At 73.0% G+C, this 20,907-nt stretch carries 16 protein-coding genes; 6 read left to right on the forward strand and 10 right to left on the reverse strand.

Annotated elements, in window-relative coordinates; genetic code table 11:
• Positions 1-31: 31 nt before the first annotated feature.
• The 7 genes from murD to rsmH form a co-directional block, all read right to left on the reverse strand.
• Entirely contained in the window at positions 32-1,480 is a 1,449-nt protein-coding gene (murD, locus tag ACZ4VF_RS09455) for a UDP-N-acetylmuramoyl-L-alanine--D-glutamate ligase (protein ID WP_467924347.1), read from the reverse strand.
• Positions 1,462-2,532, reverse strand: coding sequence for a phospho-N-acetylmuramoyl-pentapeptide-transferase (mraY, locus tag ACZ4VF_RS09460; RefSeq protein WP_208887054.1), 1,071 nt, complete (start codon positions 2,530-2,532; stop codon positions 1,462-1,464). Before mraY ends, murD begins: the two co-directional genes overlap by 19 nt.
• Complete coding sequence (locus ACZ4VF_RS09465; protein WP_467924349.1) at positions 2,532-3,938, reverse strand: UDP-N-acetylmuramoyl-tripeptide--D-alanyl-D-alanine ligase; 1,407 nt, start codon at positions 3,936-3,938, stop codon at positions 2,532-2,534. The genes mraY and ACZ4VF_RS09465 overlap by 1 nt, the downstream gene beginning before the upstream one ends.
• Positions 3,939-3,966: 28 nt before the next feature.
• Positions 3,967-5,622, reverse strand: coding sequence for a UDP-N-acetylmuramoyl-L-alanyl-D-glutamate--2,6-diaminopimelate ligase (locus ACZ4VF_RS09470; protein ID WP_467924351.1), 1,656 nt, complete (start codon positions 5,620-5,622; stop codon positions 3,967-3,969).
• 31 nt (positions 5,623-5,653) lie between these two features.
• The gene (locus ACZ4VF_RS09475; protein WP_467924353.1) at positions 5,654-7,615 is read right to left on the reverse strand and encodes a peptidoglycan D,D-transpeptidase FtsI family protein; all 1,962 of its coding nucleotides are present in this window, start codon (positions 7,613-7,615) and stop codon (positions 5,654-5,656) included.
• Positions 7,616-7,859: 244 nt separating this feature from the next.
• The gene (ftsL, locus tag ACZ4VF_RS09480) at positions 7,860-8,405 is read right to left on the reverse strand and encodes a cell division protein FtsL (protein WP_467924355.1); all 546 of its coding nucleotides are present in this window, start codon (positions 8,403-8,405) and stop codon (positions 7,860-7,862) included.
• 67 nt (positions 8,406-8,472) lie between these two features.
• Entirely contained in the window at positions 8,473-9,429 is a 957-nt protein-coding gene (gene rsmH / locus ACZ4VF_RS09485; protein ID WP_467924357.1) for a 16S rRNA (cytosine(1402)-N(4))-methyltransferase RsmH, read from the reverse strand.
• Positions 9,430-9,718: 289 nt separating this feature from the next.
• On the opposite strand from rsmH, the gene ACZ4VF_RS09490 reads away from it, so the two are divergent.
• From ACZ4VF_RS09490 to ACZ4VF_RS09505, 4 genes are all read left to right on the forward strand, one after another.
• Positions 9,719-10,330: a beta-class carbonic anhydrase gene (locus tag ACZ4VF_RS09490; RefSeq protein WP_467924359.1), complete on the forward strand. Its 612-nt coding sequence runs from the start codon at positions 9,719-9,721 to the stop codon at positions 10,328-10,330.
• A 299-nt stretch (positions 10,331-10,629) separates the two neighbouring features.
• On the forward strand, positions 10,630-11,706 hold the full coding sequence (locus ACZ4VF_RS09495) for an AAA family ATPase (protein ID WP_467924361.1): 1,077 nt from the start codon (positions 10,630-10,632) through the stop codon (positions 11,704-11,706).
• Entirely contained in the window at positions 11,706-13,070 is a 1,365-nt protein-coding gene (locus ACZ4VF_RS09500) for a DUF58 domain-containing protein (RefSeq protein WP_467924363.1), read from the forward strand. Before ACZ4VF_RS09495 ends, ACZ4VF_RS09500 begins: the two co-directional genes overlap by 1 nt.
• Positions 13,067-15,451, forward strand: coding sequence for a transglutaminase TgpA family protein (locus ACZ4VF_RS09505; protein ID WP_467924365.1), 2,385 nt, complete (start codon positions 13,067-13,069; stop codon positions 15,449-15,451). Before ACZ4VF_RS09500 ends, ACZ4VF_RS09505 begins: the two co-directional genes overlap by 4 nt.
• Before the next feature lie 150 nt (positions 15,452-15,601).
• Here ACZ4VF_RS09505 and ACZ4VF_RS09510 read toward each other — a convergent pair whose 3' ends face one another.
• From ACZ4VF_RS09510 to ACZ4VF_RS09520, 3 genes are all read right to left on the reverse strand, one after another.
• Positions 15,602-15,985, reverse strand: a complete 384-nt coding sequence (locus ACZ4VF_RS09510; RefSeq protein ID WP_467924367.1) for a DUF3040 domain-containing protein — start codon at positions 15,983-15,985, stop codon at positions 15,602-15,604.
• Between the two features lie 296 nt (positions 15,986-16,281).
• Positions 16,282-17,109 carry a methyltransferase gene (locus tag ACZ4VF_RS09515; RefSeq protein WP_467924369.1) on the reverse strand — a complete coding sequence of 276 codons (828 nt, stop codon included), beginning with the start codon at positions 17,107-17,109 and terminating at the stop codon, positions 16,282-16,284.
• A 124-nt stretch (positions 17,110-17,233) separates the two neighbouring features.
• Positions 17,234-17,830: an SAV_6107 family HEPN domain-containing protein gene (locus ACZ4VF_RS09520; protein ID WP_467924371.1), complete on the reverse strand. Its 597-nt coding sequence runs from the start codon at positions 17,828-17,830 to the stop codon at positions 17,234-17,236.
• A gap of 160 nt (positions 17,831-17,990) precedes the next feature.
• Here ACZ4VF_RS09520 and ACZ4VF_RS09525 point away from each other — a divergent pair, with 160 nt between their 5' ends.
• Positions 17,991-18,851, forward strand: a complete 861-nt coding sequence (locus ACZ4VF_RS09525) for an ATP-binding cassette domain-containing protein (protein WP_467924373.1) — start codon at positions 17,991-17,993, stop codon at positions 18,849-18,851.
• The gene (locus tag ACZ4VF_RS09530) at positions 18,823-20,907 is read left to right on the forward strand and encodes a YhgE/Pip family protein (protein WP_467924375.1); all 2,085 of its coding nucleotides are present in this window, start codon (positions 18,823-18,825) and stop codon (positions 20,905-20,907) included. Before ACZ4VF_RS09525 ends, ACZ4VF_RS09530 begins: the two co-directional genes overlap by 29 nt.

The raw sequence follows: 20,907 nt of genomic DNA on the forward strand, positions 1-20,907 counted from the left end.
CCTCCCAAGATCCGCCCGGCGGGCGGCCGGGTCAGGCTCCGGCTTCGAGTTCGCGGACCGCCGCCGCGAACGCGTCACCGCGCTGGTTGTAGTTGGTGAACATGTCCATGGAGGCGCAGGCCGGGGCCAGCAGCACCGTGTCGCCGGGCTGAGCCAGCCGTTTCGCTTCCGTCACCGCCTGGAGCATCGCCCCAGTGTCGGTCCGGTCGAGGTCGACCACGGGTACTTCCGGCGCGTGTCGCGCGAGGGCGTCACGGATCAGGGCACGATCGGCGCCGATCAGGACGGCTCCGCGCAGCCGCTTCGCCGACTTGGCGACCAGTTCGTCGAAGGTCGCGCCCTTCGCCAGGCCGCCCGCGATCCACACGATCGACTCGTACGCCGCCAACGAGGCTTCCGCGGCGTGGGTGTTGGTCGCCTTGGAGTCGTCCACGTACGCGACGCCGTCGATGCCGGCGACGAGCGCGATGCGGTGGGCGTCCGGGCGGAAGGCCCGCAGACCGTCCCGTACGGCCGTGGCGGGCACCCCGAAGGCGCGCGCGAGGGCCGCGGCGGCAAGCGCGTTGGCGATGTTGTGCGGGGCCGGCGGGTGGACGTCGGAGACCTCGGCCAGCTCCTGGGCGTTCTTGTGCCGGTCCGCCACGAAGGCCCGGTCGACGAGGATGCCCTCGACCACGCCGAGTTGGGAGGGCCCGGGCGTGCCCAGGGTGAACCCGATGGCCCGGCAGCCCTCCTCGACGTCGGCCTCGCGCACCAGGTCCTCGGTGGCCTTGTCGGCGGTGTTGTAGACGCAGGCCACCTGGTTGCCCTCGTACACACGGCCCTTGTCACGCGCGTACGCGTCCATGGAGCCGTGCCAGTCCAGGTGGTCCGGCGCGATGTTGAGGACCACCGCGGAGTGCGCCCGCAGGGAGGGCGCCCAGTGGAGCTGGTAACTGGACAGCTCCACGGCGAGAACGTCGTGGCGCTCCTCGCCGAGGACCGCGTCCAGCAGGGAGACGCCGATGTTGCCCACCGCGGCCGTGCGCAGGCCCGCCGCCTTCAGGATGGAGGCGAGCATCTGGACGGTCGTGGTCTTGCCGTTGGTGCCCGTGACCGCCAGCCAGGGGGCCGCGTCGGGGCCGCGCAGCCGCCAGGCCAGCTCCACGTCGCCCCAGACGGGCACACCCGCCTCCTCGGCCGCCAGGAACAGCGGCTTGTCGGGCTGCCAGCCGGGCGCGGTGACGATCAGCTCGGTGCCCTCCGGCAGGGTGGCCCCGTCGCCGAGGCGCACGGTGATGCCGAGCGCCCGCAGTTCCGCGGCCTGCTCGCGCGCGCGTGCGTCGTCGCCGTCGTTGACGACCGTGACGATCGCCCCGCGCGCGTGCAGCGCCTTGGCCGCCGGGATGCCGGAGACACCGAGTCCGGCGACGGTGATGTGCTTGCCCTGGAAGTCGGAAGGCCCAGAAGGCACCGAGGAGGTCACTTGTCCGCTGCCCATCCCGCGTAGAAGAGGCCCAGTCCGACGATCACACAGATGCCCTGGATGATCCAGAAGCGGACCACCACAAGGACCTCGGACCAGCCCTTGAGTTCGAAGTGGTGCTGGAGCGGTGCCATCCGGAAGACGCGCTTGCCGGTGAGCCGGAAGGAACCGACCTGGATGACGACCGACATGGTGATGAGGACGAACAGGCCGCCCATGATGGCCACCAGCAGCTCCGTGCGGGAGAGGATGGCCAGACCCGTCAGCACACCGCCGAGGGCGAGCGAACCGGTGTCGCCCATGAAGATCTTGGCGGGCGAGGTGTTCCACCACAGGAAGCCGAGGCAGGCGCCCATCAGCGCGGAGGCGACGACCGCGAGGTCCAGCGGGTCGCGCACCTCGTAGCAGGCGCCCGGGTTGGTCAGGGTGCCCGCGTTGGCGCAGGACTCCTGGAACTGCCAGACGCCGATGAACGTGTAGGCGCCGAAGACGAGGACGGAGGCGCCGGTGGCGAGGCCGTCCAGACCGTCGGTGAGGTTCACGCCGTTCGACATCGCGAGGATCATGAACAGCGCCCAGACCACGAACAGCACCGGGCCGATCGACCAGCCGAAGTCGGTGATGAACGACAGCTTGGTGGAGGCGGGGGTGTTGCCGCGGGCGTCGGCGAACTGCAGCGACAGCACCGCGAAGGCGATGCCGACGATCAGCTGGCCGGCCATCTTCGCCTTGGCCCGCAGGCCCAGCGAACGCCGCTTGACGATCTTGATGTAGTCGTCGAGGAAGCCGACGAGGCCCATGCCGAACATCAGGCCGAGGACCAGCAGCCCGGAGTAGGTGGGCGGGTATCCGGTGATGAGCTTGCTCAGGAAGTACGCGGCGATCGTCGCCAGGATGAAGGCGATACCGCCCATGGTCGGCGTACCGCGCTTGCTGGCGTGCTCGCGCGGGCCGTCGTCACGGATGTACTGGCCGTAGCCCTTGCGGGCGAGAAGCTTGATCAGCAGCGGGGTGCCGACCAGCGTCAGGAAGAGGCCAATGACTCCCGAGAACAGGATCTGCTTCATCATCGGGCGGCAACCTCACCCTCGGCACCGGTCTCGGTGAGCGCCTGGGCGACACTCTCCAGACCCACCGAACGGGACGCCTTCACGAGTACGACGTCCCCCGGGCGCAACTCGCTGCGCAACAGGTCGATCGCCGCCTGTGCGTCGGACACGTGCACCGACTCCTCACCCCACGAACCCTCGTTATATGCGCCCAGTTGCAGCCAGGAGGCCTCAATCCCCCCGACGGCGACGAGCTTGCTGACGTTGAGCCGGACGGCGAGCCGTCCGACGGCGTCGTGCTCGGCGAGCGCCTCGTCCCCCAGCTCGGCCATCTTGCCGAGCACCGCCCACGTACGGCGCCCCTTGCCCATGGCCGCGAGCGCCCTGAGGGCGGCCCGCATGGACTCGGGGTTGGCGTTGTAGGCGTCGTTGACGATGGTCACGCCGTCCGGGCGCTCGGTGACCTCCATGCGCCAGCGGGAGAGGGAGCCCGCCTCGGAGAGCGCGAGGGCGATCTCTTCCGCGGACATGCCCAGCTCATGGGCGACGGCGGCCGCGGCGAGCGCGTTCGACACGTGGTGCTCACCGTACAGGCGCATGGTCACATCGGCTGCACCGGAGGGTGTGTGAAGCCTGAAGGCGGGCTGTCCGCTGTCCGTGAGTCGTACGTTCTCGGCGCGTACGTCCGCTTCGGCCGACTCTCCGAAAAGGACCACCTTCGCCTTGGTACGGGAGGCCATGGCGCGCACCAGCGGGTCGTCGGCGTTGAGGACCGCCGCCCCGTCCTCCGGGAGGGCCTCCACGAGTTCGCCCTTGGCCTGGGCGATCTGCTCGCGTCCGCCGAACTCGCCGATGTGGGCGGTGCCGACGTTGAGCACCAGGCCGATCCTCGGCGGGGTGAGGCCGGCGAGGTAGCGGATGTGCCCGATGCCGCGGGCGCCCATCTCCAGCACGAGGAACCTGGTCTCCTCGGTGGCGGACAGGGCGGTCAGCGGCAGCCCGATCTCGTTGTTGAGCGAGCCGGGCGTGAACACCGTCGGGGCCTTGCGCTGGAGCACCTGCGCGATGAGGTCCTTGGTGCTGGTCTTGCCGGCCGAGCCGGTCAGGGCGACGAGGGTCGCGCCGAGCCGGCGTACGACGTGCCGGGCGAGGGCGCCGAGGGCCGTCTGGACGTCCTCCACGACGATCGCGGGGACGCCGACCGGACGGGACGCCAGCACGGCGGCCGCACCGGCCGCGACGACCTGTGCGGCGTAGTCGTGGCCGTCCACGCGCTCGCCGACGAAGGCGGCGAACAGGCTGCCGGGCACCACCTCGCGGGAGTCCCGGACGACCGGACCCGTGACCTGGACGGACGGATCCGGTATGTCGTGCGTCTGCCCGCCGACGACTGCTGCGATCTCGGCGAGGGAGAGGGCGATCACAAGTTCATCCCCTGGGTCTTCTGGATTTTCATCCCTGGGTGTTCTGGATGGCTTCGCGGAGCACCTGGCGGTCGTCGAAGGGACGGACCACGCCGGCGATGTCCTGGCCCTGCTCGTGGCCCTTGCCCGCGACCAGCACGGTGTCGCCGGCCTGGGCACGGCCCACGGCGGCGGCGATGGCGGCGGCCCGTTCCTCGAAGAGGAGCACCTCGCCGCGCTCGTGCGCGGGCACGGAGGCCGCGCCCTGGAGCATGGTGGCGAGGATCGCGAGGGGGTCCTCGGAGCGGGGGTTGTCGGAGGTCAGTACGGCCGTGTCGGCGAGCCGGGCCGCGGCGGCGCCCATGGGGGCGCGCTTGGTCTCGTCGCGGTCGCCGCCGCAGCCGAGGACGATGTGCAGCCGGCCCTTGGTGACCTTGCGCAGTGCCTTGAGCACCGACTCGACGGCGTCGGTCTTGTGGGCGTAGTCGACCACCGCGAGGTAGGGCTGCCCGGCGTCGACGCGCTCCAGGCGGCCCGGGACGCCGGGTACGGCGGCGATGCCGTCGGCGGCGGCCTGCGGGTCGAGGCCGGCCACGGCGAGGGCGACGATGGCGGCGAGGGTGTTCGCCACGTTGAAGGGGCCCGGCAGCGGCGACCTGGCGTGCACGCGCTCGCCGCCCGGGCCGAGCACGGTGAACGTCGAGTCCATGGGTCCGACCTGGACGTCCTCGGCGCGCCAGTCGGCGTCGGGGTGGCCCTCGGCGGAGAAGGTGACGACCGGCACGGTCGCCTCGCGCGCGAGGCGGCGGCCGTAGTCGTCGTCGGCGTTGACCACGCCGAGTCTGCTGCGCTGCGGGGTGAAGAGCTGTGCCTTGGCCCGGAAGTAGTCCTCCATGTCGGAGTGGAACTCCATGTGTTCCGGGCTGAGGTTGGTGAAGACGGCGACGTCGAAGACGCAGGCGTCGACCCGGCCGAGGACCAGGGCGTGGCTGGAGACCTCCATGGCGACCGCCTCGACGCCGCCTTCGCGCATGACGGCGAACAGGGCCTGGAGGTCGGTGGCTTCGGGCGTGGTGCGCTCGGACTTGATCCGTTCGTCGCCGACGCGGATCTCCACCGTGCCGATGAGTCCGGTGCGGCGGGACGCGCCCAGGCCGCCCTCGACCAGATAGGCGGTGGTGGTCTTGCCGGAGGTGCCGGTGATGCCGATCTGGAGCAGGTCGCGGCCCGGGTGGCCGTAGATGGTGGCCGCCAGCTCCCCCATCCGCGCGCGCGGCTCCGCGAGGACCAGGACGGGCAGTCCGGTCGCGGCGGCGCGCTCGGCGCCCGTGGGGTCGGTGAGCACGGCGGCGGCGCCCAGGCTCGCGGCCTGGGCGACGAAGTCGGCGCCGTGCAGCCGGGCGCCCGGGAGGGCGGCGTACAGGTCTCCGGGGCGGACGGCGCGCGAGTCGTGGGTGATCCCCGTGATCTCGGCGGCGCCCTCCGGCGCGGTGACACCCAGCTGGTCGGCGAGCTCCGCGAGGGGGATGGCGGGGAGCCGCGTCGGCCTGGGCAGTCCCGGGTAGGTCACGGGTTGGCCCTTCTGGGTGGTTTGGGACTGATCAGCGTGTGGCACGGCGGTGAGCGTACCGGGCGCACCCGCTCCGGAGCGAAGTGAGGGGCTCTCGGAGCCGTGGTTCCCGGCGTCGGGGGTGATCGTTGTCACGAGCTGGTTCCTGGTGTTTCCGTGGTGCTGATCAGGGCTTGTACTCGACGGGCAGGTTGGCTGCCTTCGCGCCGGTCGGCGGGATCTGGAGGGTCTTCAGGGCGAACTCCATCACCTGCTTGTAGATGGGACCGCAGATCTGGCCACCGAAGTAGCTGCCCGACGTGGCGTTCTGGATGGCGCAGTAGACGGTGATCCGCGGGTTGTCGGCGGGGGCGAAACCGGCGAACGACGAGGTGTAGCCGCGGTAGCGGCCGGTGGCCGGATCCACGCGGTTGGCCGTGCCGGTCTTGCCCGCGACCCGGTACCCGGGGATGCGGGCCTTCACGCCGGTGCCCTGCTCGTCGTCGACGACGGACTCCAGCATCTGGGCGACGCCCTTGGCCGTCTTCTCGCTGACGACCCGGGTCCGCTTGGGCTTCGGCGCCGGGGTGAAGCGCCCGTCGGCGCCCTTGGTGCCGCGCACCAGGGTGGGTTCCACGCGGACGCCGCCGTTGGCGATGGTCGAGTACACGGAGGCGGCCTGCATGGCGTTGATGGAGAAGCCCTGGCCGAAAGGGATCGTGTACTGCTGGGAGGTGGACCACTTCTGCGGCGGCGCGAGGATGCCGGGCGTCTCGCCGGGGAAGCCGAGGCCGGTGTAGCCGCCGATGCCGAACTTGCGCAGGTACGTGTAGAGGACCTTGTTGGCCTCGGGCTGGCTCTTGGCGAGTTCGCCGGTGGCCAGGATGGTGCCGATGTTGCTGGACTTGGCGAGCACGCCGTTGAGCGTGAGGTTCCAGGTGGGGTGGTCGATGTCGTCCTGGAAGAGGCGGTCGCCGCGGTGCAGCCGGTTGGGTACGACGACGTGCGTGAGCGGGGTCGCGACGTTCCGCTCCAGCACGGCCGCCATCGACATCACCTTGGCGGTGGAGCCGGGCTCGTAGGCGTCCTGGAGGGCCGCGTTGCCCATGGCGTCGCCGTCGGCCTTCGCCAGGTCGTTCGGGTCGAAGCCGGGCGAGTTGGCCATGGCCAGGATCTGGCCGGTGCGGGTGTCCTGGACGATGACGTAGCCGCGGTCCGCCTTGGAGTTCTTCACCTGCTCGGTGATGGCGTTCTGCGCCGCCCACTGGATGTCGCGGTCGATGGTCAGCTCCACGTCGGCGCCGGGGACGGCGGGTGTCTCGGTGGACCCGACCGTCGGCACCTCGCGCCCGCCGGCCTGGGCGTAGCGGACCTTGCCGTCCTTCCCGCTGAGCTGCTTGTCCAGCTGCTGCTCGACGCCGCCGCCGCCCTGGCCGTCGGCGTTGACCCAGCCCAGTATCCCGGCGGCCAGGTCGCCGTTGGGGTACACGCGCTGGCTGCTGGGGTCGGCGAAGACACCGGCCAGCACGTTCACGGTGCCGTGGTCCGTCTCGGCCTTGTTGACGAGCGCGGTCTTCAGGTCCTTGATCTGCTTCCAGACCTGGGGGGTCTGCCGGGTGGCGAGCCGGGTGTAGCGGGCGTTCCTGTTCTCCGGCCGCAGCTTCCTGACGAGCGTCGCCTGGTCCTGGCCGAGGATCGGGGCGAGCAGCGCGGCGGCCCGCTCCGGGCCGTCGGCGATCTTCAGCTGCTTGGGGCCGAACATGGTCGGGTCGGCCGTGATGTCGTAGGCGTCCTCGCTGACGGCGAGGGCGACCCCGTTGCGGTCGGTGATCTCGCCGCGCTCGGCGGCCAGCGTGTGCACCACGTACCGGTTCTGCTCGGCGCGGGCCGTGTAGGCGCTCGCGTCGACGGCCTGGACTTGGAGCAGCCGTACGACGAAGGCGAGCAGCACCAGGGTCAGGGCGAGGCTGACCAGGCGCAGCCGGGGCCGGGGGCTGCCGAGCCGGAGGGGAGGCGCGACCGGGGGCCGGGCCCCGCCGGGTCGGCGCACCGGCCGGGCACCGGGCCCGGCCTGCCGCCGGACGGCACCCCGCGGCCGCGGAGGCTTGGCGGGCCCGGGCACGCGGCGGCGCGGTTCCCTGTCGGACACTTCCGTCACCTGCCGGGGGTCGGGGTCGGGATGGGCGGGGAGAAGGTCGGGGCCGGGTCGGGCTGGGAGACGAGGGGCGGCGGCAGCGCGCCGACCGCCGCACAGGGCGGGACCGGGCATCGCCGTCCCGCGCGCGAGGCCGGTCGCACGGCGCGCCCGGGCCGGCCGTCACCCCGCCCCGCCGGGCGGAGCGCGCACGCGGGCCCGGGCACGCGGCGGCGCGGTTCCCTGTCGGACACTTCCGTCACCTGCCGGGGGTCGGGGTCGGGATGGGCGGGGAGAAGGCGGGCGGGGCCGGTGGGGCGGCGGCCGGGGGTGCGGGGGCGCCCGGGAGGAGGGGGGACGGCGGAGGGGAGGGCTGCGAGGGGGCGGCGAGGGGCGCGGCCGGGGGCAGCTGGGCGGGGGCGGTGAGGGCCGCGGGCTCGGGGGCTGCGGCGCCGGGGACGCCCTTGACGGTGCCGTCGGGGCCGAGGAAGGCCGGGTCTCCGCCGGGGACCATGCCGAGTTCGCGGGCGCGGCGCTGGAGGGCGTCGGGCGACGAGTAGGCGTCGATGTCCCGCTGGAGCGCCTGTTCCTGGTCGGTGAGGCTCTTCGTCTGCTTCTGCAGGTCGTCGAGTGCGAAGGAACCCTCGCTGAGCGCGGAGTTCAGCACCAGCAGGCCGATCAGACCGCCGCCGAGGAGCACGACGACGAGCAGGACGAACGGGGTACGGGCCGCCCGGGCGCGGCCGGCCGGGAAGAGCCGGGCGAGCCGGGCGGCCCTCCCCTTCAGCGCGGGTTTCCTGCTCACTGCTCCCCCGGTGCCAGCGGGCAGCCGCTTCCCCGGTGCGCGGGGAAGACCTTCCGACCCGTCTCGCTCACTCCACGTCCTCCCTGATGCGCTCGGCACCCCGCAGCCTGGCCGGCGCGGCCCGGCGGTTCTCGGCGATCTCTTCCTCGGTGGGAAGTTCGGCACCACGGGTGAGCAGCTTGAGCCTCGGCTGGTAGCGCTCGGGTACGACGGGCAGCCCGGGCGGCGCGGTGGAGGCGGCGCCGGCCGCGAACACGTGCTTGACCAGACGGTCTTCGAGCGAGTGGTACGACAGCACGGCGATCCGCCCGCCGACGTCCAGCGCCTTCACGGCGGCCGGGACCGCCCGCTCCAGGACGGACAGTTCGCCGTTGACCTCGATGCGCAGCGCCTGGAAGGTGCGCTTGGCCGGGTTCCCGCCGGTGCGCTTGGCGGCCTGCGGCAGCGCGTCCCGGATGAGTTCCACGAGCCGCGCGCTGTTGTCGAACGGCTCCTTCTCCCGCTCCCGTACGATCGCGGCGACGATCCGCTTGGCCTGCTTCTCCTCACCGTACGCGCGCAGGATCCGCACCAGTTCCCCGGCCGGGTAGGTGTTGAGCACCTCGGCGGCGCTGATCCCGGTCGTCTGGTCCATGCGCATGTCCAGCGGCGCGTCCTGCGCATAGGCGAAGCCGCGGCCGGCCTCGTCCAGCTGCATGGAGGACACCCCGAGGTCGAACAGCACGCCCTGCACGCGCGCGATGCCGAGCCGGCGCAGTACGTCGGGCAGCTCGTCGTAGACGGCGTGCACGAGGGTGGCGCGCTCCCCGTACGGGGCCAGCCGCTCGCCGGACAGGCGCAGCGCCTCCTTGTCCCGGTCGAGGCCGATCAGCCGGGCCTCGGGGAACCGGCCGAGCAGGGCCTCGCTGTGCCCGCCGAGGCCGAGGGTGCAGTCGACGACCACCGCTCCGGGACGCTCCAGGGCGGGTGCCAGCAGGTCCAGGCACCGCTGGAGCATCACCGGGACGTGTCGACTCTGGCTCAAGGGGGCCTCTCAGTTCCGGCGGGCCGTACGCACCGTCGGTCCCCCGAGCCGTACGTACGCGCCGCGCGCGCGGGGAGACGAGTCCGGGTAGCGGCCGGGGTCTCCGGGGGTTTCGTCGGCGGGAAGAGACTCGTCTCCCGCTTTCGCGTCACTTTAGTCCACGCTGTCCCATGGTCAATCAACCGGCCTGCGCGTCGTGCACCGCCACACAGCGGGAACCGCGATTCGGGCCGATCCACCCGTTCGGACCGGCTTTGCCCACCTGTGGATTAGCTCACAACAAGCCACGATGGCGTTCTTTGTCCCCTCCCACAGCAGGCCGGGACGTGACGTGACCAGTAACGTCGTCGGTATGACGACTTCTGCAGCAGCACCCACTGGATCCGAAGGCGCCATAACTCCTGGCGACGCCGTGACCGACCGACTCGTGGAGGCCAACCGGCGCTACGCCGAGGCCTTCACCGACCCCGGCATGGACGCCCGCCCGGTGCTCCACGTCGCCGTCGTCGCCTGCATGGACGCCCGCCTCGACCTGCACAAGGCCCTCGGCCTGCAGCTCGGCGACTGCCACACCATCCGCAACGCGGGCGGTGTGGTCACCGACGACGTCATCCGGTCCCTGACCATCAGCCAGCGCAAGCTGGGCACGCGCAGCATCGTGCTGATCCACCACACGGGCTGCGGCCTGGAGGCCCTCACCGAGGACTTCCGCAACGAGCTGGAGATGGAGGTCGGACAGCGTCCGGCCTGGGCGGTGGAGTCCTTCCGGGACGTGGACCAGGACGTGCGCCAGTCCATGCAGCGGGTGCGCACCTCGCCCTTCCTGCTGCACAAGGACGACGTCCGGGGCTTCGTCTTCGACGTGCGCACGGGTCTGCTGCGCGAGGTCGACCCGGCCTGACCCGGACACATGAGCGAACCGGCCGGCCACCCCGCCCCGCGTCCTGCTCCGTGACCGGCCGCTTCGTGTCCCGCCCCAACCGCCCCGCCTTCCGTGTCGGAATTACGGCCGAAAACTCCGTAAGACCGACATCGCGCGGGCAGTTGTCCACAGGCGAGTGACACGAATCGGTAACGGCAGCAAGAATGCGGGGTGTGACGTCACGCGGAACCGTTCCGGTGTGGTGTCCGTGTTTCGGGGTGGGCCGGTTTCGCGACGACAGAGCGTCGGCCCGGAATGAACGGGCCGAGGAGGGCCGGGTGACGACCTATGACGATCGGGCGAGCCATGGGGGCACCCCCACCCGAGTGAATTCGAGGGTGGGGGAAGAGCTGACCGCCACGGTGGAGCGGGTGCGCGGTTCGGTGGAAGGCGTGATCGAGGGGAAGCCGGAGGTCGTACGGCTCGCGCTGACCGTGCTGCTCGCCGAGGGCCACCTGTTGATCGAGGACGTCCCCGGGGTGGGCAAGACGATGCTCGCCAAGGCGCTGGCGCGGTCCATCGACTGCTCGGTGCGGCGCATCCAGTTCACCCCGGACCTGCTGCCCTCGGACATCACCGGTGTGTCCATCTGGGACCAGCAGCGCCGGGACTTCGAGTTCAAGCCGGGCGCCATCTTCGCGCAGATCGTGATCGGCGACGAGATCAACCGCGCCTCGCCCAAGACCCAGTCCGCGCTGCTGGAGTCCATGGAGGAACGGCAGGTCACCATCGACGGGCAGACGTACGAACTGCCCAGCCCCTTCATGGTGGTGGCCACCCAGAACCCGGTCGAGATGGAGGGCACCTACCCGCTGCCCGAGGCCCAGCGCGACCGCTTCATGGCCCGGGTCTCCGTCGGCTACCCGAGCGTCGAGGCCGAGCTGCAGATGCTGGACATCCACGGCGGGGTCAGCCCGCTGGAGGACCTCCAGCCGGTGGCGCACGCGCACGACATCGTGAAGCTGATCGAGGCCGTGCGCGAGGTGCACGTCTCCGAGGCGGTCCGGCGGTACGCGGTCGAGCTGGTCGCCGCCACCCGCACCCATCCCGACCTCAGACTCGGTGCCTCCCCGCGCGCGACGCTGCACCTGCTGCGCGCGGCGAAGGCGTCCGCGGCCCTGGCCGGCCGGGAGTACGCGCTGCCGGACGACGTCCAGGCGCTCGCCGCCGCCGTCCTCGCCCACCGCCTGCTGCCGACCGCCCAGGCCCAGCTCAACCGTCGTACGGCCGAACAGGTCGTGCTGGAGATCCTGCAGCACACCCCGGTGCCCGCGGCCCCGGGCCGGCAGGGAGGCTTCGGCGACCTGGGCCGGACCATCCCGGCCTATCCCCAGCAGCCGCCGCGGAGTCTGTGATGAGCAGTTCCGGGGGGCCCGCGCCGGCCGAGGCCGACCGCGGGGAGACGAGCGGGGTGCGTACGGCCCTGGCGGGTCTCACCACCCGGGGCCGCTCCTTCCTCGCGGCCGGGATCGCCGCCGCGGTCTGTTCGTTCGTGCTGGGGCTGAGCGAACTGCTGCGGGTCGGCCTGCTGCTCGCCGTGCTGCCCCTGATCTGCGCGGCCGTGCTGTACCGCACCCGCTACCGGGTGGCCGCCGGCCGCCGCCTCGCCCCCGCGCGCGTCCCGGCCGGCAGCGAGGCCCGGGTGCACCTGCGCATGGACAACGTCTCCCGGCTGCCGACCGGTCTGCTGATGCTCCAGGACCGGGTGCCCTACGTCCTCGGACCCCGGCCCCGGTTCGTGCTGGACCGGGTCGAGCCGGGCGGCCGCCGCGAGGTCTCCTACCGGGTCCGGTCGGACCTGCGGGGCCGTTATCCGCTGGGCCCGCTCCAGCTGCGGCTGACGGACCCCTTCGGCATGTGCGAGCTGACCCGCTCCTTCTCGACGTACGACACCCTGACGGTGATCCCGCGCGTGGAGCCGCTGGCCCCGGTCCGCTTCGCCGGCGAGGCCCGGGGGTACGGCGACGGGCGGCAGCGCTCGCTGGCCCTGGCCGGCGAGGACGACGTCATCCCGCGCGGATACCGCTACGGCGACGACCTGCGCCGGGTGCACTGGCGGTCCACCGCCCGCTACGGCGAGCTGATGGTGCGCCGCGAGGAGCAGCCCCGGCGGTCCCGGTGCACGGTCCTCCTCGACACCCGCGGCGGTGCCTACGAGGGCGCGGGCCCGGACGCGGCCTTCGAGTGGGCGGTCTCCGGCGCCGCCTCGGTGCTGGTGCACATGCTGGAACGCGGCTTCTCGGTGCGGCTGCTGACCGACGGTGGCAGCGCGGTGCCCGGCGAGGCCGGCGACGGCTTCGCGGGCAGCGGCCAGGAGACGGCGGACGCGGCCGGCCTGCTGCTGGACACCCTCGCGGTGATCGACCACTCCGACGGCACCGGGCTGTCCCGGGCCTACGACGTGCTGCGCGGCGGCAACGAGGGGCTGCTGATCGCCTTCCTCGGCGACCTGACCGAGGAGCAGGCGACGACGGTCGCCAAGATGAGCCGGCGCAGCGGCGGCGCCGTCGCCTTCGTGCTGGACCCGGACGTCTGGACGCGGGAGGCGACCGACGTGCCCCGCCCGGGCGACGGGCACGCGGAGCGGCTGCGGATGCTGCGCGAGGCGGGCTGGACGGCGCTGAGCGTGCCGCGCGGCGCCTCGCTGGACGAACTGTGGCGGCAGGCGGACCGGGAGCGCTCGGGCCTGGCCGCGGTGAACGGGGAGGCACGGGGATGAGCGGGCGGGCACGACTGGCGCTGTGCGCGGCGGCGGCCACCCTGATGGCCTCCTGCGCGCTGCTGCCCCTGGTCGCCGAGCCGACCTGGCTGCTGCAGCTGGTGCCGCTGGTGGCCGTGCAGGCCGGGGTGGGTGCGGCGGCCCGCCGGGTGCCGCTGGGCCGGCCGCTGACCGTGGCGGCGCAGGCCGTGGTGACCCTGGTGCTGCTGACCCTGGTCTTCGCACGGCAGCACGCGATCGCCGGGCTGGTCCCCGGCCCGGACACCTTCCGGTACTTCGCCGCGCTGCTCCAGCAGGGCGCGGACGACGTCAGCCGGTACGCGATACCGGCGCCGGTCACCGACGGCATCAAGCTGATGCTGATCGGCGGGGTGCTCGTCATCGGGCTGCTGGTGGACACGCTCGCGGTGACCTTCCGCAGCGCCGCCCCGGCCGGGCTGCCGCTGCTCGCGCTGTACTCGGTGGCCGCCGGGCTCTCCGACGGCGGCGCCGACTGGCTGTGGTTCCTGGTGGCGGCGGGCGGATACCTGATGCTGCTGCTGGCGGAGGGCCGGGACCGGCTCGCCCAGTGGGGCCGGGTCTTCGGCGGCGCGCCGCGGGCCCCGGGTGCCCCGGAGGCGGGCGCCGTGGCACCGGTGCGCACGGGACGGCGGATCGGCGCGGTCGCACTCGGCGTGTCCCTGATGGTGCCGCTCGCCCTGCCCGCGATGCACGGCGGCCTGCTGGACGCCGCCGGCACCGGTGTGGGGGCGGGCGGCGGCCACGGGGGCACGGTCTCCGCGGTCAACCCGCTGGTGTCGCTGCGCGACAACCTGAACACGAACGACGACCGCCAGGTGCTGTCCCTGCGGACCGACACGAGCGACCTCTCCGACCTGTACCTGCGGATCGTCTCCCTGGACGAGTTCGACGGCACCACCTGGACCCCGGCCCAGCGGCACATCGTCGGCGTGCCGGACCGGCTGCCCACGCCCGTCGGCCTGGGCGACGGCGTCAAGCGCGGCACCGTGCGCACCACGGTCCGGGCCTCGGACTGGTACGCCCAGAACTGGCTGCCGATGCCCTACCCGCCGAGCGGGGTGAAGGTCAGCGGGCGGTGGCGGTACGAACCCGTGGGGATGACCCTGGTCGGCGACCGCGGCCAGACCACCCGCGGCGAGACCTACCGGGTGACCAGCCTGGACGTGCGGCCGACCGCGCAACAGCTGGCCGCCGCGCCCGAACCGCCGGCCGCGCTGCAGAACGAGTACACCAAGGTGCCGCCCTCGCTGCCGAAGGTGGTGGAGCGCACCGCGGAGGAGATCACCGCGGGCGCCGACAACCACTACGAGGAGGCCGTCAAGCTCCAGGACTGGTTCGCCGTCACCGGGGGATTCCAGTACGACACCTCGGTGAAGGTGGGCCGCGGTCCCGGCGCCATAGCGAACTTCCTGAAGCAGAAGGAGGGCTTCTGCGTCCACTTCTCCTTCGCGATGGCGGCGATGGCCCGCACCCTCGGCATCCCGGCCCGGGTCGCGGTGGGCTTCGCGCCCGGCACCCCGCAGGCCGACGGCACGATCGCGGTCAGCCAGAAGGACGCCCACGCCTGGCCCGAGCTGTACTTCGAGGGCGTGGGCTGGACCCGGTTCGAGCCGACCCCGACCCGCGGCACCACCCCGTCGTACACGCAGCCGGACACGCCCGGCAGCTCGCTGCCGGAGCAGACGCTGCCGTCCAGGGGCGCGTCCGCGGCGCCCTCGGTGGCGGCCTCGCCGAGCGAGGGCTGCGCCGGGGGGCTGCGCCGGCTGGAGGCCTGTGACAGCCCGTCCGCGGCGGCGGTCCCGCACCACGAGGGCGGCGGTACGGACTGGTGGGGCTGGCTGCTGATCGGGCTGGGCGCGCTGGTGGTCCTGGCCGTGCCCCTGTCGCCGCTGCTGTGGCGGCAGCGGGTGCGCGCACTGCGGCTGGGCGGGCACGCCCGGACGGCGGAGGGCGTGGCGGCGCACACCCTGGCGGCCTGGCAGGAGCTGACGGACAGCGCCTGGGACCACGGCATCACCCCGGACGAGTCGCTGACCCCGCGCAAGGCCGCCGACCGGATCGTCCGGCTCGGCCGGCTCGATCCGGCCGCCGGCGGCGCCGTGCACCGGGTGGCGGACGCGGTGGAGCAGGTGCTCTACGCGCCCCGGCCGCGCCCGGCGGCGGGAGCGGCCGAGGACGTGCGCCGGGTGACCGAGGGGCTGCGGGCCACGGTGGGCACCGGGACACGGCTGCGGGCGCTGTTCCTGCCCCGCTCCTCGGTCCGGGTGCTGTGGGCGGTGTCGGCCCGCTGGTCGGCTCTACGGGCCCGGGTCGCGGCGGCCCGCCCGACGCTGCGCCGGCCGTCGAGGCAGCAGGGCTGAGCGTAGGGGCGACCGGGCCGAGCACATGCGTGAGGGGCGGCCACCATCCGGTGGCCGCCCCTCACGCATGTCCGCCGCGGCGGAGATCCGCCGCCGTGGCCCGGCCCGGGAAGACGCCGTGCGGGCGGCGCCCCTGGCCGGTGCCCTTGTTCAGTGTCCCTGTTCGTCCCGGCGGCGCTGCCAGCGCTGCTCGATGCGGTCCATCACGGAGCGCTTGGGACGCGGCTGGTGGCGCAGCGCGCCCGGGGCCTGCTCCCCCGGCTTCGGGGCCTTGCGCCAGCCGGTGACGGCGAGCACGGCACAGCCGAGCATGACGAGGAAACCGACCACGCTGACCCAGATCAGCTGCGCGACCATTCCGGCCATGAGGAGCGCGATACCCGCGAGGAAGCCTGCGACCGCCTGGTAGACCCGCCGCCGGGTGTACGTCCGCAGCCCGTTTCCCTCAAGCGCCGACGCGAACTTGGGGTCTTCGGCGTACAGCGCTCGCTCCATCTGCTCAAGCATTCGCTGCTCGTGCTCAGAGAGCGGCACGGAGTCCTCCTCATCGTGCAGTCGCCGGGGGCGACCCGGGGGGTCCCTTCAGGATAGGCAGGGAATCGCCCCCGTGAAACCCGCCCCTCTACGCCAATCGGCCAACCGGAATCCGTCATGGCCGTCCCGGCTCGCTGAGGCTTCCATTCCCCGGCAGCCGACCCGTCATGCCGGGTGGTGTACCTCGATCATACGGCGCAAACCCCTCGATCGGGGGGCTTGTGGCGTACTCCATCCGCGGCCGAGGCGCTGATCAGCGGCTTGTCCCGGTGGTGCACCGGGAGCCGGTGAGGCGCTCAGGCCCCGGCGGCACCGGCCGTCTCACCGAGCACGTGCAGCTGAGTGGCGACGGAGTGGAACGCGGGGAGCTCGGCCGCCGCGGCCTCCAGCCTCAGCAGGGCGTCGAGGGCACCGGGCTCGGTGTCCACCAGGACGCCGGGCACCAGGTCGGCGAAGACCCGCACGCCGTGGACCGCGCCGACCCGCAGACCGGCGCCCTCGACGAGCGCGGTGAGCTGCTCGGCGGTGAAGCGGCGGGGCATCGGGTCGCCGGCACCCCAGCGGCCGTCGGGGTGCTGGAGCGCCTGCCGGGCCTCCGTGAAGTGGCCGGCGAGCGCGCGGGCGAGCACGGCACCGCCGAGGCCGGCGGCGAGCAGGCTCAGGACGCCTTCGGAGCGCAGTGCGGCGACCGCGTTGCGGATGCCCTCGGCCGGGTCGTCGACGTACTCCAGGACGCCGTGGCACAGCACGGCGTCGTAGCCACCGCGCTCGACCACGTCGAACAGGCCGTGCGCGTCGCCCTGGACGCCCTTGACCCGGTCGGCGACGCCGGCTTCGGCGGCGCGGCGCTCCAGCGCGAACAGGGCGTTGGGGCTGGGGTCGACCACGGTGACCCGGTGGCCGAGGCGGGCGACGGGCACGGCGAAGTTGCCGCTGCCGCCTCCGGTGTCCAGGACGTCCAGCGATTCCCGGCCCGTGGCCTTGACCCGGCGGTCGAGGGCGTCCTGCAGGACCTCCCAGACCACGGCGTTGCGGAGGGAGGCGCGGGATCGAGGGGCGTCGGAGCGCAGCGACGTCGGTCGGGGCTGGTGAGGGGAGACGGGTGGGCGCGTCGGGTCCGACACGGTAGTTGACTCCTCGGCAGGGTGGAACGTCAGGCGAAGCCCACCCTATTGCCTCCGTGCCCCGCCCGGTCACTGCGACGGCGCACCGGGGAGATTCCGCGGCCGGCCGGCGTGCCCCGCCCGGTCAGCCCGCGTCCGGCAGGTCGCCTCCCGTCCCCGGAGGAGCACCGTCCGTGTCGGGGCCGGAGCCCGTGCCGGTGCCGGCGGCGCCGTCCTGGCGGGGCTGGGGCAGGACCGGCTGGAGGACGAGCATCCGCTCCACGATGCGCAGGAACATCGCCGCGTCCCGTATCAGGTCGTCGGCGTCCCGCTGTCCGGCCGCGCCCTGGATGCCCGCCTCGGCGCGGGCGCGGCGGGCGGCGCCGGAGGCGAACAGCGCACTCCACTCGGTCAGCTCCGGGGCGATCTCGGGCAGCACCTCCCAGGCGCTGCGGATCCGCGCCCTGCGACGCGGGGTGGTCTCGGGCCGGCCGCGGGCGGCGAGGACGGCGGCGGCGGTGCGCAGGGCGGCCAGGTGGGCCGTCGCATAGCGCTCGTTGGGTGTGTCCAGGACAGTGGCCTCCTCCAGTCCGGTGCGCGCCTGGGCGAGCAGGTCGAGGGCGGCGGGCGGGGCCGTGGCCCGGCGGAGCACGGGGTGCACGTCGCTCGCCGGGCCGGTCAGTGAGGGGGCAGGGCCGGTGGCGCGGCGCCGGCGGGCGGCGGCTGCGGACGAGTGGGCCATGACGAACCTCCTGTCGTCTGGGTGACGGCATGAATGCCGTATGTGCCCATCGTGCGGTATGCCACTGACAATCCGTTCTGACCTGGGCCTTTGCCTCGATCAGGGGTTCGGGCGTATTTTTGCACTGACCAGTCAGTTCAAATAGTGCGCAGGGGGCTCAGTGGACGGCACGGGCGGGGCGGACGCCGCGGTCGGCGCGGGCGTCAGGGCCGAGGGCTTCGGGCTCCGGGGGCCACGGGGGTGGGCCTTCCGGGGGGTGACCGTGGACGCGGAGCCCGGCTCACTGATCGCGATCGAGGGACCGTCCGGCTCCGGCCGCACGTGTCTGCTGCTCGCGCTCACGGGACGGATGAAGCCCACCGAAGGAGTGGCCGCGATCGGCGGGTTCAAACTCCCCCGGCACATGGCGGCCCTGCGCCGCGTCAGCGCGGTGGCCAACGTGGCCGGCGTGACCGACCTGGAGCCGGCCCTGACCGTCGGCGAGCACCTGCGCGAACGGGCCCTGCTGCAGCGCCGGTTCGGCGACTCCCTGCGCGAGCTGCTGCGGCCCCGCGCCCAGCGTGTGCACGAGGCACGGCTGCGGGTCGACGCGGCGCTGGCCGCCGCGGGGCTGGACCCGGAGACCCTCCCGAAGGGCTCCCGGACCGCGGTGCGCGATCTGGAGCGGCCGCAGGAGCTGCGGCTGTCCCTGGCGCTGGCCCTGCTCGGCCGGCCCCGGCTGCTCGGTGTCGACGACGTCGACATGAAGCTCTCGGACGACGAACGCGCCGCGATGTGGGACGTGTTGCGCTCCCTCACGCGCGCGGGGACGACGGTCGTGGCCGTCTGCCGCACCGCGCCCCGGGACTGCGTCGCCGTGGCGACGACGTCGCAGACGACCGAGCCGGAGCAGGACCCGGAGGAGCGGCACGCGAAGCAGCAGGACAAACAGCAGGACAAGCGGCAGGACAAGCAGGAAGCGAAGCGGGAAGAGACGGAGGAGGAGACCGGCGATGCGCTCACCGAGGCTGGCCGCGCTTGAGCTGAGGCGCTTCGGGCGCGGCAGGCTGCCGCGCGCCGCTCTGGTCGCCCTGCTCGTGCTGCCCCTGCTGTACGGCGCCCTGTACCTGTGGTCCTTCTGGGACCCGTACGGCCGTCTGGACCGGATCCCGGTGGCCCTGGTGAACGACGACAAGGGCGCCACGGCGGGCGGAAAGAAGATCACCGCCGGGGACGACATCGTGGACGGGCTGCGCGACAGCCGGACCTTCGCCTGGCACGAGGTGAGCGACGAGGAGGCCCGCGCGGGTGTCGAGGACGGCACCTACTACCTGTCGCTGACCATGCCGGCCGACTTCAGCCGCCGTGTCGCGTCCAGCTCGGGCGGCTCCCCCGAGACCGGCGCCCTCCGCGTGCGCACCAACGACGCGAACAACTACATCGTCGGCCAGATCTCCCGCACCGTCTTCAGCGAGGTGCGCACGGCCGCGTCCACGAAGGCCTCCCGGACCTTCCTGGACAAGATCTTCGTGTCCTTCTCCGACATCCACGACAAGACCGTCACGGCCGCGCAGGGCGCCGACAAGCTGAACAGCGGCATCGGAAAGGCGGAGAAGGGGTCCAAGGACCTCGCGGACGGGCTGAAGGAGGCCAAGGGCGGCAGCGGCAAGCTGGCCAAGGGCCTGAAGAAGCTCGACACCGGCTCCGGTGACCTCCAGGACGGCTCGCGGCAGGTCGCCGACGGCACCCAGGCGCTCGCCGACAAGGTCAACGGCGTCTACGCCAAGGCCGGCCCGTTCGTCCGGACCAACGAGAAGACCATCGGCGACACCGCCAGGCTGGTCTCCGACTCGGCCAAGGCGGTCAAGGACAACCTCGACGTGCTGGTGAAGGTGGCGCCGGGCGCCGCCAGGACCGCCCACGCGTCCGCCGCCGTCCTGGACGAGGTGTACCGCAAGCGGTGCGAGCCCGCGGCCCTCCCCGACCCGGTCTGCCCGGACCTGAAGCGGGCCAGGACCGCCGCCAGGGAGGTCGCCGCGGTCGCCGACGACCTCGACACGCTCATCGCCGACCAGGACGGCGACCTGAAGACGATGCGGGACAACCTCGGCACGCTCCAGGAGCAGGCCGACGCCCTGGCGGAGCGCGCACCGCACCTCTCCGAGGACGTCGACGACGCCGTCAGGAAGATCAACAAGCTGAACACCGGCGCGCACGAGGTCGCCGCCGGCGCCGAGAAGCTGCACACCGGGATCGGCACCGCGCACACCGGCGCGGTCACGCTCGACAAGGGCATCGGCACCGCCAAGTCGGGCGCCGAGACCCTGAACGGCGGCCTGTACAAGCTCTCCGACGGCTCCGGGAAGCTGGCCGGCGGGCTGCACTCCGGCGCGAAGAGGATCCCGGACTACGACAAGCAGGACCGCGACCGGCGCACCGGCGTGATGGCCGACCCGGTCAAGCTGGCCTCCCACGACCTGCACAAGGCGCCGAACTACGGCACCGGGTTCGCCCCCTACTTCATCCCGCTGTCGCTCTGGGTGGGCGCGATGGTGGCCTACATGCTGATCCCGCCGCTCAACCGGCGCGCCCTCGCGGCCGGCTCCCCGGCCTGGCGGATCGCGTTCGCCGGCTGGCTGCCGGTGGTGGCCGTGGGCGTGCTCCAGGTGACCGCGCTGATGGCCGTCCTGCACTGGGCGATCGGGCTGCAGATGGTGCGGGCGGCCGGCACGGTGGGCTTCCTGTTCCTGGTCACGGCGTGTTTCGCGGCGATCGTGCAGTGGCTGAACGCCCGCTTCGGCGCGGCCGGCCGGATCCTGGTGCTCGCCCTGCTGATGCTCCAGCTGACCTCGGCGGGCGGCACCTATCCGGTGCAGACCAGCCCCGGCTTCTTCAACGCGATCCACCCGTACCTGCCGATGAGCTACATCGTGGAGGCGCTGCGCCGGCTGATCACGGGCGGTGGGCTCGGCCCCGTGTGGCAGGCCTGCGGGGTGCTCGCCGCGTTCACCGCCGGCGCCCTCGCGCTGACCGCCCTCGCGGCCCGCCGCCGCCAGGTGTGGACATTGGACCGGCTGCACCCGGAGCTGAGCCTGTGA

The organism is Streptomyces sp. NPDC029151 (assembly GCF_055564315.1).

Coding starts and splice junctions, on each gene's coding strand:
- ACZ4VF_RS09505 (WP_467924365.1), top strand. CDS start 13,067: ATGAGCGGGCGGGCACGACTGGCGCTGTGCGCGGCGGCGGCCACCCTG.
- ACZ4VF_RS09490 (WP_467924359.1), top strand. CDS start 9,719: ATGGCGTTCTTTGTCCCCTCCCACAGCAGGCCGGGACGTGACGTGACC.
- murD (WP_467924347.1), bottom strand. CDS start 1,480: ATGGGCAGCGGACAAGTGACCTCCTCGGTGCCTTCTGGGCCTTCCGAC.
- ACZ4VF_RS09530 (WP_467924375.1), top strand. CDS start 18,823: ATGCGCTCACCGAGGCTGGCCGCGCTTGAGCTGAGGCGCTTCGGGCGC.
- ACZ4VF_RS09520 (WP_467924371.1), bottom strand. CDS start 17,830: ATGGCCCACTCGTCCGCAGCCGCCGCCCGCCGGCGCCGCGCCACCGGC.
- mraY (WP_208887054.1), bottom strand. CDS start 2,532: ATGAAGCAGATCCTGTTCTCGGGAGTCATTGGCCTCTTCCTGACGCTG.
- ACZ4VF_RS09500 (WP_467924363.1), top strand. CDS start 11,706: ATGAGCAGTTCCGGGGGGCCCGCGCCGGCCGAGGCCGACCGCGGGGAG.